This window comes from Pseudomonas sp. Marseille-Q5117 (genome assembly GCF_946901175.1).
GTDB lineage: Bacteria > Pseudomonadota > Gammaproteobacteria > Pseudomonadales > Pseudomonadaceae > Aquipseudomonas > Aquipseudomonas iranensis.
This window is the reverse complement of record NZ_CAMPPP010000005.1, coordinates 87,355-99,053: the sequence shown is the minus strand read 5'-3', so window position 1 is coordinate 99,053 and position 11,699 is coordinate 87,355. Positions and strand designations below refer to the sequence as shown.

Here is an 11,699-nt window from a genome sequence, read left to right as displayed (position 1 = left end):
AATAAAAAGCCCGCATCGCTGCGGGCTTTTTGTTTTAAATCAGGTGGTTATGCGTAGTTCTTGAGAGATTCCGGAGGAGTGAAGGCTTCCAGCTCATCTTCGATGGCTTCGATGATGCGCTCGACGTCCGCCGCGTTCATCACCGTTGCGCACGGAATGCCGGCGATGGCGATCATGGTTTCGCCGCTGGCACGGTCGAACAGACGGGCGATCATGCTGCCCGGCGCATCCATCGTCGCCTCGAAACCCATGGGATGAAAATGCCAGCGCATCAGCTGGCAAGCGTTTGGAAAGGTGACTTTGCTGAACCCTTTATTCATGGTGTTGCCCGCCTGCTTCATCGAGCGCTTCCTTTTGCTCATGTTAGGTGGGAAGAGCCTTCATTGGCTCAACCAGTGCTTGAGCTTTAAAAGTAGCATCCGTGTGTGAAAAAACTGTGAGTTTTTTCAGTCCGTTTAGCGATTGATTCGCATTTTTTGATGTAAGTCACTGGCTCATCGATTATCGCCAAAACGCCACCATGGATTTTTCATTGAAGCGGCAGACGAAGTTGGGCAAGCTCGGTTCTTTTTCGCCGAGCCGCTTATGCACGCCGATGACGACGGCCCAGAACAGACCCAGGCCACGGCCGCCACGGTCATGCGCTATCACCTGAGCTGGAAACACCGGGATCTGGACAGCGTCATGGCGCTTTATCACGCCGCTATCCAGTACAACGATTTCTTTCAGAACCGGGTGCTCGGTCTGGATGAGTTACGCGACTACGTGCGCGTGAGCATGCCGCGAGAATCCGACGAACTGCTCGAGCATTGCGACCGAATCCGGGTGGATGGCAACACCGCGTTCATTCAGTACGAGGTGACCTTGCGCGGCGGCGATGGCCTGGTGTCGTTTCGCTCCAGCGAAGCGATCACGGTCAAGGACGGCTTGATCTGGCGCGTCAACGAGTACGCCTCGCTGGTGCGTACCCAAGCCGATGGCAGTTCGGCACAGAGTCAGCGCCCGGCGGTCAGTCGGCTAGGTCTGTCACCGCGCCAACTGAGTTTCATGGCCGAAGACCTGCAGCAGTATTTCGAAAAGCAGCAGCCTTATCTTGACCCTGAGCTTGACCTGCAACGGGTGGCGAAGGAGTGCGGGTACAGCCGCAATCAGATTTCCTATCTGCTCAATCAGGTGCTCGGGCGAAGCTTCTATCGCTACGTCAATCAGGCGCGCCTGCAGCATTTGCTGCGTGCGCTGGACAGCGCCACGCCGCCGTTGCGTGTCGACGAGCTGGCGTTTGCCGCCGGCTTCAATTCGCTGTCAGCGTTCTACAAATGCTTTCGCGAACACACCGGCCAGTCGCCCAAGGCCTACGCCAAACAAATTTCTCTGCGGGCACGCGCGCAAGACATGCACTGAAGGCAGCCACTAGGATCGACGCCATCGAAAGTTTTCAATGGCGGAGTCTGGCATGTCGGCGTGGCGCACGATCAGTTTGTGGATGGATCAGCTCGATGAGCCGCTGCTGGCACGGCCTGCGCTTGAGCGGGACCTGGACGTCGACGTGGCAATCATCGGCGCCGGTTACACCGGACTGTGGACAGCGTACTACCTGAAAAAACAGGCGCCCGGCCTGGATATCGCCATCGTCGAGGCGCAAACCGCCGGGTTCGGTGCGTCCGGTCGCAATGGCGGCTGGCTGATGGGTAATTTGCTGGGCGAGGATCGTTTGCTCGCAGGCTTATCGCCGCAGCAGCGCCGGGCGTCGTTCGATCTGCTGCACAGCATCCCCGATGAAGTGGAGATCGTCCTCGAACGCGAAGGCATCGACTGCGATTACCGTAAGGGCGGGGTGCTTTATTGTGCGGCGCGCTACCCAGAGCAGGAAGCCGTTCTGCGCGATTACCTGAGCAAGCTCCACGCCCAGGGGCTGACCGACGACGATTATCGCTGGCTCAGCCCCGAGCAACTGGCCCAGCAGATCCGCGTGGCCAAGCCCTACGGCGGCATCTTCGCCCCTCATGTCGCGACCATTCACCCGGCGAAGCTGGTCCGTGGTCTGGCGCGGACCGTGCAGAAAATGGGCGTGAAAATCTACGAAAACAGCCCGGTCACCCACTGGCAACCCGGCAGCCTGCGTACCGCCAAGGCCAGCGTGCGCAGCCGCTGGATCGTCCCGGCGGTAGAAGGGTATTCGGTGACGCTGCCGCCACTTGGCCGCTATCAGCTGCCGGTGCAAAGCCTGATTGTCGCCACCGAGCCGCTGTCCGCTGCGACCTGGGACGAAATCGGCCTCAATCGCGGCCAGGCGTTCAGTGAATTCAGCCGCCAGGTCACCTACGGCCAGCGCAGTGCCGACAATCGTCTGATCTTTGGCGCCCGTGGCGGGTATCAGTTCGCCGGCAAGCTGCGCCACGACTTCAACCTGACCCGCGATGAGGTCGAGCTGCGCCGCTATCTGTTCGGCGAACTGTTCCCGCAGCTGAAAAATGTGCAGATCACCCACGCCTGGGGCGGCAACCTTGGCATGTCGCGGCATTTCAAGCCGCACATGCTCTGCGACCGCGCCAACGGCATCGCGTTGTCTGGTGGTTATGGCGGCGAGGGCGTCGGTGCCAGCAATCTCGGCGGCCGGACGCTGGCCGATCTGATTCTTGAGCGCGACAGCGAGCTGACCCAACAACCGTGGGTCCTGCCCGACGGTGGCATTCATGCGCTGCGTGCCTGGGAGCCAGAGCCATGCCGCTGGCTCGGCTACAACGCGATCATCAAAAGTTTCGTGCACGAAGACCAGACCCTGGCCAATCCCGCGACCGCGCCCTGGCGGCGCAAGCTCGCCAGCCGGGTTGCCGGGTTCATGGAAGGTTTCATGCACTGAACGTCGTTTCCCTCAATAAACAGGTCACGCCATGAGCATCACCCAATTCAAGAACACCGCCACGCTTGAGCTCGAGGAATCCAACCTGGTCGCCGTGCCCCTCGGCGAACCCGTCGCAATTGCCTCGACCACCAGTGTCGAGCGCGACGACGGTGTCGAAACCGGCGTCTGGGAATGCACCCCGGGCCGCTGGCGGCGGCAGATCACCGCGCAGGAGTTCTGCCATTTCATTTCCGGGCGGTGCACCTTCACCCCCGACGGTGGCGGCGAAACCCTGCACATACAAGGCGGCGACGCACTGATGTTGCCAGCCAACACGCTCGGGATCTGGGATATCCAGGAAACCGTGCGCAAGAGCTACGTGCTGATTTTCTGATTGTTTGATCCTTTGATTGCCTGCCAACAAAAAAAGCCCATACAGGAATCGCCCCATGATCCAGAAAACCCTCGCATTGGCGCCGCTGCTGCTGGCCGCTTCCGTCAGTCATGCAGCCGAGACGGTCAAGGTCTACAACTGGTCCGACTACATCGCCCCGGACACCACGAAGAATTTCCAGAAAGACACGGGCATCGGCGTCACCTATGACGTCTACGACAGCAACGAAACCCTCGACGGCAGGTTGATGACCGGCAAATCCGGTTACGACGTGGTTTTTCCGTCGAACCACTTCATGGCGCGGCAGATTCAGGGTGGGGCGCTGAAGAAACTCGACAAGAGTCAGTTGCCGAACTGGAAGAACCTCAATCCAGCGCTGCTTAAGGCCCTGCAAACCAATGACCCTGACAACGAGCACGGTTTCCCTTATCTGTGGGGCAGCACCGGTATCGGCTACAACATTGCCAAGGTCAAAGCGGTGCTGGGCGACAACGCGCCGGTGGATTCCTGGGATCTGATCTTCAAGCCCGAATACATGGAAAAACTGCAGAAGTGCGGCGTGGCGATCCTCGACAACGGCCCGGAACTGCTCCCGGCGGCGCTCAACTATCTGGGCCTGCCGCACCACAGCAAAAATCCCGAAGACTACAAGAAAGCCGAAGCTTTGCTGATGAAAGTGCGGCCCTACGTCAGTTACTTCCATTCTTCGAAGTACACCAGTGATTTGGCCAACGGCGACATCTGCGTAGCGGTGGGCTTTTCCGGCGACATACTGCAAGCGGAGAATCGCGCCAAGGAAGCCAAGAACGGCGTCGAGATCGGTTATGCGATTCCCAAGGAAGGCGCGGCGATCTGGTTCGACATGGTCGCCATGCCCGTCGACGCACCGGACGAGAAGGCCGGCTACGCCTTCATGAACTACCTGCTGCGCCCCGATGTCATGGCCGGCATCACCAATTATGTGCATTACGCCAATGGCAACGAACAAGCCGACAAACTGATCGACCCGGCGATCAAGAACGACACCAAGGTTTACCCGAGCGCGGAAATGATGGGCAAGCTATTTGCGCTGGAGGCGATGCCGTTGAATATCGACCGGATTCGTACGAGGGTGTGGAACAAGATTCGCACCGGTAGCTGAGTTTTTTCAGGCCAACATACAAGACCCCTGTGGGAGCGAGCCTGCTCGCGAAGCGGTTTGTCATTCGACACTTATGTTGACTGGCTTGGCGCCTTCGCGAGCAGGCTCGCTCCCACATTCGTTATTCAATGAATCAGGATAGTTGATATCAAAGCACTGGCACCGCTGACTGAAAGTGTGACTTGCCCAACAAATCCAAACTTACCGATATTTAATATTTAAATAGAAAATCGTCAGACAATTTGCAGCCTTGCTACAACTAAAAACAATCTTTCCTCCCCGCACGCTTTGTTTACGGCAGTTTCCTGATACAGCCAAATTGGATCGCAAAAAAACTCTTTACGACAGATTTCAAATTGTGTCAGGTTCGTTACGCCTTCATTGGGCGAGTGATAGGACGATCTCGCCAAAGATCGTCCTGTCGGACAAAAACTGTTCCATTGCTAAACAAGGAAGTGTGTTTATGTCGAAAGTTAAAACCAACGCTGTTGATTCCGCCGAACAGGCTTTCCAGCTGGCCGCGTTCAGCTCGGCGTACAACCAGATCAATAGCTTTAGCCATCAGTATGATCGTGGCGGCAACCTCACGGTCAATGGCAAACCCTCGTACACCGTCGACCAGGCGGCTACGCAATTGCTGCGTGACGGCGCTGCCTACCAGGACAAGGACGGCAGCGGCAAGATCGAACTCACCTATACGTTCCTGACCTCGGCCTCGAACAGCACGATGAACAAGCACGGCATCAGCGGGTTCAGTCAGTTCAGCGCGCAGCAGCAGGCGCAGGCCAAGCTCGCCATGCAGTCCTGGGCCGACGTGGCCAATGTCACCTTCACCGAGAGAGCCTCGGGCGGCGACGGGCACATGACCTTCGGTAACTACAGCGGTGGCCAGGATGGCGCTGCGGCGTTTGCCTATCTGCCGGGGACCGGCGCTGGTTATGACGGTACTTCGTGGTACCTGATCAACAGCGGTTACACGCAGAACAAGAACCCGGATCTGAACAACTACGGTCGTCAGACCCTGACCCACGAAATCGGCCACACCCTTGGCCTTGCGCACCCCGGTGACTACAACGCCGGCAATGGCAACCCGACCTACAACGATGCGACTTATGGCCAGGACACCCGTGGCTACAGCGTCATGAGTTACTGGAGCGAGAGCAACACCAACCAGAACTTCAGCAAGGGCGGCGTCGAAGCCTATTCGTCCGGCCCGCTGATGGACGACATCGCAGCCATCCAGAAACTCTACGGCGCCAACACCACGACCCGCACCGGCGACACCACCTACGGCTTCAACTCCAATACCGGCCGCGATTTCCTCAGCGCGTCGTCGTCGAGCGACAAAGTGGTGTTCTCGGTGTGGGATGCCGGCGGCAAGGACACCCTGGACTTTTCCGGGTTTACCCAGAATCAGAAAATCAACCTCAACAGCGCTTCGTTCTCCGACGTTGGCGGCATGGTCGGCAACGTGTCGATTGCCAAGGGTGCGGTCATCGAGAACGCGATTGGTGGTTCGGGCAGCGATCTGTTGATCGGCAACAGCGTGGCCAACGAACTGAAGGGCGGTGCCGGCAACGACATCCTGTACGGCGCTGGTGGTGCTGACAAACTGTGGGGCGGTTCTGGATCGGACACTTTCGTGTTCGCCGCCAGCTCGGACTCCAAGCCGGGTGCGATCGATCAGATTCTCGATTTCGTCAGTGGTCTGGACAAGATCGACCTGACCGGCATCACCAACGGCGCGGGCCTGCACTTCGTCAACAGCTTCACCGGTTCGGCCGGCGATGCCGTGTTGACCTCGTCGGGCGGCAACAGCCTGTTGTCGGTGGATTTCTCCGGGCATGGCGTGGCTGATTTCATCGTCAGCACCGTGGGCCAGGCTGCGACCAGCGACATCGTGGCGTGATGTGAAAGGAAAGCGGCGCCTCGTGCGTCGCTTTCTTCGCTTGCATCGGACTGATCGCCGAGCAAGGCTACGAGCGGGAGTGAAGTTTCCTATGACTCGATACGTTTTAACTGACACGACGATGGCATGGCTGATGGCAGTCACGCTGATGATGACCGGAGCGACAAGCATGGCAAGCAGCCTCAGACTCGAAGAACCCTCCGTGTTTGCCGGAAAGTGGCAGGCAACACTGTCCAGCACAGTCGATGACCTGCGAGCGCAAAAGCTCCAGGACAAGCCCTCGAATACTTGTAGCGTCGAACTGCTCGCCAACAAGACCGTTGGCCAGGGCGCAGACTGTCTGGGTGCATGGCTCGAGCAAGCTCCGATCGGCTGGTTTCCTGATCCTGACGGCTTGTCGATCACCGGTCACGAAGGCTCAAGAATCCAGTTCTTCAGCCGCCAACGTGATGGGTTATATCTGGCGACTTTGAAGTCCGGGCTGATCGTCACGCTGGAACGTACGGCGCCCGATAACTGATCTGCCTTTTACAAACCGATATAGCTATAGCGATTCGTCGCATGGTTATAAGCAAGGTAAACAAATCAACTGCGCTGCATCAATCAGCGCTAGTTGTCATGAAAATTTAAATGGGCGCCACGGAAGTGTATTCCGGGATGGTCGCTTAATTAATTGAAGTCTCGCCCCGCAGGCGCGATGAATACTGTTCAGGAAGAATCAATGAAGATGGCGAAGGCCCCAGCCACCGCTCCGTTAATCAAGGCATTGGGTGACTATAAAAGCATCTTGATCAGCGTCGGTTGTTTCACCGCGCTGATCAACGTGTTGATGCTGGTGCCGTCCATCTACATGCTGCAAGTCTATGACCGGGTGCTGTCGTCACAGAACGAAACCACCCTGGCAATGCTGTCGTTGATGGTGGTCGGTTTCTTCGCCTTTATCGGGCTGCTGGAAGTGATCCGCAGCTTTATCGTCATCCGCATCGGCAGCCAGTTGGAGCGCCGCTTCAATCTGCGCGTCTATCAAGCCGCGTTCGAACGCAACCTGTTCAAAGGCGAAGGCAACGCCGGGCAGTCGCTGGGTGACTTGACCCACATCCGCCAGTTCGTCACCGGCCCGGCGTTGTTCGCCTTCTTCGATGCGCCGTGGTTCCCGGTTTATCTGTTTGTCATCTATTTGTTCAATGTCTGGCTCGGCGTGCTGGCGACGGCGGGCGCGCTGTTGTTGATCGCGCTGGCGTGCCTCAACGAATACATGACCAAGAAGCCGCTGGGCGAGGCTGCCGGGTTTTCCCAGCAGTCCAGCCAGTTGGCCACCAGCCACTTGCACAACGCCGAAACCATTCAGGCGATGGGCATGCTCGGCTCCCTGCGCAAACGCTGGTTCGGCGTGCATTCGCGCTTTCTCGGCTTGCAGAACCAGGCCAGCGACACCGGCGCGGTGATCAGTTCGCTGAGCAAGACCCTGCGCCTGTGCCTGCAATCTCTGGTGCTGGGCCTGGGCGCGTTGCTGGTGATCAAGGGCGACATGACTGCGGGGATGATGATCGCCGGTTCGATCCTGATGGGCCGCGTGCTGAGCCCGATCGATCAGCTGATCGCCGTATGGAAGCAGTGGAGCGGGGCGAAGCTGGCTTATCGCCGTCTCGATGCGCTGTTGCAGGCGTTTCCGCCCAGCGACGAGGCGATGGCACTGCCGGCACCGAAAGGCCAGATTACTTTCGAACAAGTCAGCGCCGGCCCGCCCGGGCAGCGTGCAGCCACTTTGCACATGGTCAATTTCAATCTGAGTGCTGGTGAAGTGCTGGGTGTGCTCGGCGCTTCCGGTTCTGGCAAATCGACGCTGGCTCGGGTGCTGGTCGGTGTGTGGCCGGTTCTGGGCGGCACCGTGCGCCTCGACGGCGCTGATATTCATCGCTGGAACCGCGATCAGCTTGGTCCTTACATCGGTTACCTGCCGCAAGACATCGAATTGTTCAGCGGCAGCATCGCCGAGAACATTGCGCGATTCAGCGAAGCCGATCCGCAAAAAGTCGTAGCCGCCGCGCAACAGGCCGGCGTTCACGAAATGATCCTGCGCTTGCCGCAAGGTTATGACACGCAACTGGGCGAGGACGGCAGCGGCTTGTCCGGCGGCCAGAAGCAACGCGTGGCCCTGGCCCGCGCGCTGTACGGCACGCCGAGTCTGGTGGTGCTTGATGAACCCAATTCCAATCTCGACACCGTCGGCGAAGCCGCATTGGCCAGCGCCATTGCGCAACTCAAGGCGCAGGGCACCACGGTGATTCTGGTGACGCATCGTTCTTCGGTATTGGCTCAGGCTGACAAACTGCTCGTGCTCAACGATGGTCGTTTGCAGGCGTTCGGCCCAAGTCAGGATGTGCTCAAAGCACTTTCCGGCCAGCAGGAACAGCAACGCGAAAAAGCCGCACAAGCACCGGGCGGGCTCAGCATGAGCCGGCAGTATCAGCCCACGACAAGGAATTCGGGTGTATGAGCAGCGCCAGCATGAACACTGAAAACGAAGCGAGCATGGAACACGCCTACCTCACCGAGCGCCCGGAACGCGATGCGAAATTCTTCGCGCGCCTGGGCTGGATTCTGGCCATCGTCGGCGCTGGCAGCTTCTTCACTTGGGCCGCACTGGCGCCGCTGGATCAGGGCATTCCAGTGCAGGGCACCGTGGTGGTGTCGGGCAAACGCAAGGCTGTGCAGTCGATGAGCAGCGGCGTGGTCAGCCGGATTCTGGTGCGCGAAGGCCAGATCGTGAAGCAGGGCCAGCCGTTGTTTCGCCTCGATCAGACGCAAGTGGCTGCCGACGTGCAATCGCTGCAGGCGCAGTACCGCATGGCCTGGGCCAGCCTCGCGCGCTGGCAGGCCGAGCGCGACAACCTCAAACAAGTGACCTTCCCGCCTGAATTGAGCAACGACCCGGACCCGCGCCTGGCGCTGGTGCTGGAAGGCCAGCGGCAACTGTTCAGCAGCCGCCGCGAAGCGTTCTCCCGGGAGCAAGCGGCACTGCGCGCCAACATCGAAGGCGCCACCGCACAACTGGCCGGTATGCGCCGCGCGCGCAGCGACCTCAATGCCCAGGCCAGCTCACTGCAGCAACAGTTGAGCAATCTGCAACCGCTGGCCGACAACGGCTATATCCCGCGCAACCGCTTGATGGACTACCAGCGGCAACTGTCGCAAGTGCAGCAACAACTGGCAGAAAACACCGGCGAAAGCGGCCGCGTGGAGCAGGGCATCCTTGAATCGCGCCTGAAGTTGCAGCAGCACGGCGAGGAATACCAGAAGGAAGTGCGCACGCAACTGGCCGATGCGCAGCTGAAAAGCGTGACGCTGTCCGAGCAGCTGACCTCCGCCGGTTTCGACCTGCAACACAGCGAGATCCTCGCCACCGCCGATGGCGTGGCAGTCAACCTCGGTGTGCACACCGAAGGCGCCGTGGTGCGTCAGGGCGAAACCCTGCTGGAGATCGTTCCCCAAGGCACCACCCTGGAAGTGGAAGGGCACTTGCCGATCAACCTGATCGACAAGGTCGGCACGCATTTGCCGGTGGACATTCTGTTTACCGCGTTCAACCAGAGCAAAACCCCGCGCGTGCCCGGCGAAGTCAGCCTGATCTCCGCCGACCAGATGGTCGATGAGAAAACCGGCGTGCCGTATTACGTGTTGCGCAGCAGCGTCAGTGATCAGGCGATGGAAAAGCTCAACGGTCTGGTGATCAAGCCCGGCATGCCGGCGGAAATGTTCGTGCGCACCGGTGAGCGTTCACTCCTCAACTACCTGTTCAAACCGCTGCTTGATCGCGCCGGTTCTGCGTTGACCGAGGAATAAGGATGTTCGGCTGTATGAAAAAGCTTTGCATGCTGGGGGCCGCAATGACGCTGCTCGCGAGTCACGCGGCAGTCGCGGCCATGGGGCCATTCGAGATTTACGAACAGGCGTTGCGCAACGATCCGGTGTTCCTCGGTGCAATCAAGGAACGCGATGCCGGCTTGGAAAACCGCGTGATTGGCCGCGCCGGGCTGCTGCCACGGATCGGTTACACCTACAACAAGGGCCGCAACTCTTCCAAGGCGACGTCTCTGGATGATCGTGCGCGCAACCGCACCGATGAGCGCAACTACAACAGTTACGGCTCGGCGCTCACGGTGCAGCAACCGCTGCTCGATTACGAGGCTTATGCGGCATATCGCAAAGGTGTCGCCCAGTCGTTGTTCGCCGACGAAGCGTTTCGCGGCAAGAGTCAGGAACTGTTGGTGCGCGTGCTGGATAACTACACCAAAGCCTTGTTCGCCCAGGACCAGATCGACATCGCCCAGGCGAAGAAGAAGGCCTACGAACAGCAGTTCCAGCAGAACGAACACATGTTCAAGCAGGGCGAGGGCACGCGCACCGATATTCTCGAAGCCGAGTCGCGCTATGAGCTGGCGACTGCCGAGGAGATCGAAGCGCGCAACGAGCAGGATGCCGCTTTGCGCGAGCTGGGCGCGCTGGTGGGCGTGTCGGCGGTGGACATCGGCGATCTGGCGCCGCTTGGTCAGCAATTCCAGACCTTCACCCTGCAACCGGCCAACTTCGACACCTGGCATGAACTGGCGATCAGCAACAACCCGAACCTCGCTTCGCAGCGGCAGGCCGTGGAAGTGGCGCGCGACGAAGTCGAGCGCAGCCGCGCCGGGCATCTGCCGAAAGGCAGTGCTTATGCCTCGATGCGCGACAACGAGTCCGAAAGCGGCAACGCCTATAACCAGCGCTACGAAACCAACACCATCGGCCTGGAAGTCAGCGTGCCGCTGTACGCCGGCGGCGGGGTATCGGCCTCCACACGGCAGGCCAGCCGCACCATGGAACAGGCTGAATACGAACTGGATGGCAAAACCCGAGAAACCTTGATCGAACTGCGCCGCCAGTTCAGCGCGTGCCTGTCCGGGGTGAGCAAATTGCGCGCTTATCAGAAGGCCCTGAAGTCGGCCGAGGCGCTGGTGGTCTCGACCCGACAAAGCATTCTGGGCGGCGAACGCACCAATCTCGATGCGTTGAATGCCGAGCAGCAACTGTTCACCACCCGCCGGGATTTGGCCCAGGCGCGCTACGACTACCTGATGGCCTGGACCAAATTGCATTACTACGCCGGGACGCTGAATGAGCAGGATCTGGCGCGGGTGGACGAAGCATTTGTGGTCGCGCAACAGCCCTCACCCTAACCCTCTCCCAGAGGGAGAGGGAACCGACCCGGGGAGATTGGCGAGATGCACCGACTTGAACGAGCTGTGCTGAATCCGTAATCGACTGGTTTTCTCGGGTCGCTGAATAACAGAAGACAACACGGTCGGCCCCCTCTCCCTTTGGGAGAGGGCTGGGGTGAGGGGAACAGGCGACACCGCAATTCAGCCCTGAACAA

At 59.4% G+C, this 11,699-nt stretch carries 10 protein-coding genes; 9 read left to right on the top strand and 1 reads right to left on the bottom strand.

The genetic code is table 11. From position 1 onward, the window contains the following. Nucleotides 1-47 precede the first annotated feature (47 nt). Nucleotides 48-320: a DUF1652 domain-containing protein gene (locus tag OC605_RS10625; RefSeq protein ID WP_039761582.1), complete on the bottom strand. Its 273-nt coding sequence runs from the start codon at nucleotides 318-320 to the stop codon at nucleotides 48-50. Between the two features lie 265 nt (nucleotides 321-585). Between OC605_RS10625 and OC605_RS10620 the strand changes: the two genes are divergently transcribed. The 9 genes from OC605_RS10620 (at nucleotide 586) to OC605_RS10580 (ending at nucleotide 11,502) form a co-directional block, all read left to right on the top strand. Further along, nucleotides 586-1,401 carry a helix-turn-helix domain-containing protein gene (locus tag OC605_RS10620; RefSeq protein WP_262136974.1) on the top strand — a complete coding sequence of 272 codons (816 nt, stop codon included), beginning with the start codon at nucleotides 586-588 and terminating at the stop codon, nucleotides 1,399-1,401. A 52-nt stretch (nucleotides 1,402-1,453) separates the two neighbouring features. After that, the gene (locus tag OC605_RS10615; RefSeq protein ID WP_262136972.1) at nucleotides 1,454-2,860 is read left to right on the top strand and encodes an NAD(P)/FAD-dependent oxidoreductase; all 1,407 of its coding nucleotides are present in this window, start codon (nucleotides 1,454-1,456) and stop codon (nucleotides 2,858-2,860) included. A gap of 31 nt (nucleotides 2,861-2,891) precedes the next feature. After that, nucleotides 2,892-3,236 (top strand): cupin domain-containing protein, encoded by a 345-nt coding sequence (locus tag OC605_RS10610; RefSeq protein WP_262136970.1) that lies wholly within the window; start codon nucleotides 2,892-2,894, stop codon nucleotides 3,234-3,236. A 55-nt stretch (nucleotides 3,237-3,291) separates the two neighbouring features. Beyond that, nucleotides 3,292-4,377 carry a polyamine ABC transporter substrate-binding protein gene (locus tag OC605_RS10605; RefSeq protein WP_262136968.1) on the top strand — a complete coding sequence of 362 codons (1,086 nt, stop codon included), beginning with the start codon at nucleotides 3,292-3,294 and terminating at the stop codon, nucleotides 4,375-4,377. Nucleotides 4,378-4,840: 463 nt separating this feature from the next. Continuing rightward, nucleotides 4,841-6,286, top strand: a complete 1,446-nt coding sequence (locus tag OC605_RS10600; RefSeq protein ID WP_122746144.1) for a serralysin family metalloprotease — start codon at nucleotides 4,841-4,843, stop codon at nucleotides 6,284-6,286. Nucleotides 6,287-6,377: 91 nt separating this feature from the next. Beyond that, a complete protein-coding gene (locus OC605_RS10595) occupies nucleotides 6,378-6,806 on the top strand; it encodes an AprI/Inh family metalloprotease inhibitor (RefSeq protein ID WP_186569070.1) in 429 nt (142 codons plus the stop codon). A gap of 201 nt (nucleotides 6,807-7,007) precedes the next feature. Then, entirely contained in the window at nucleotides 7,008-8,783 is a 1,776-nt protein-coding gene (locus tag OC605_RS10590; protein WP_133336196.1) for a type I secretion system permease/ATPase, read from the top strand. After that, on the top strand, nucleotides 8,780-10,129 hold the full coding sequence (locus OC605_RS10585) for an HlyD family type I secretion periplasmic adaptor subunit (protein ID WP_262136964.1): 1,350 nt from the start codon (nucleotides 8,780-8,782) through the stop codon (nucleotides 10,127-10,129). The genes OC605_RS10590 and OC605_RS10585 overlap by 4 nt, the downstream gene beginning before the upstream one ends. 2 nt (nucleotides 10,130-10,131) lie before the next feature. Continuing rightward, entirely contained in the window at nucleotides 10,132-11,502 is a 1,371-nt protein-coding gene (locus OC605_RS10580) for a TolC family outer membrane protein (RefSeq protein WP_262136962.1), read from the top strand. The last annotated feature ends 197 nt before the right edge of the window (nucleotides 11,503-11,699 follow it).

Coding starts and splice junctions, on each gene's coding strand:
- OC605_RS10615 (WP_262136972.1), top strand. CDS start 1,454: ATGTCGGCGTGGCGCACGATCAGTTTGTGGATGGATCAGCTCGATGAG.
- OC605_RS10605 (WP_262136968.1), top strand. CDS start 3,292: ATGATCCAGAAAACCCTCGCATTGGCGCCGCTGCTGCTGGCCGCTTCC.
- OC605_RS10595 (WP_186569070.1), top strand. CDS start 6,378: ATGACTCGATACGTTTTAACTGACACGACGATGGCATGGCTGATGGCA.
- OC605_RS10610 (WP_262136970.1), top strand. CDS start 2,892: ATGAGCATCACCCAATTCAAGAACACCGCCACGCTTGAGCTCGAGGAA.
- OC605_RS10620 (WP_262136974.1), top strand. CDS start 586: ATGCACGCCGATGACGACGGCCCAGAACAGACCCAGGCCACGGCCGCC.
- OC605_RS10600 (WP_122746144.1), top strand. CDS start 4,841: ATGTCGAAAGTTAAAACCAACGCTGTTGATTCCGCCGAACAGGCTTTC.
- OC605_RS10590 (WP_133336196.1), top strand. CDS start 7,008: ATGAAGATGGCGAAGGCCCCAGCCACCGCTCCGTTAATCAAGGCATTG.
- OC605_RS10625 (WP_039761582.1), bottom strand. CDS start 320: ATGAATAAAGGGTTCAGCAAAGTCACCTTTCCAAACGCTTGCCAGCTG.
- OC605_RS10585 (WP_262136964.1), top strand. CDS start 8,780: ATGAGCAGCGCCAGCATGAACACTGAAAACGAAGCGAGCATGGAACAC.
- OC605_RS10580 (WP_262136962.1), top strand. CDS start 10,132: ATGTTCGGCTGTATGAAAAAGCTTTGCATGCTGGGGGCCGCAATGACG.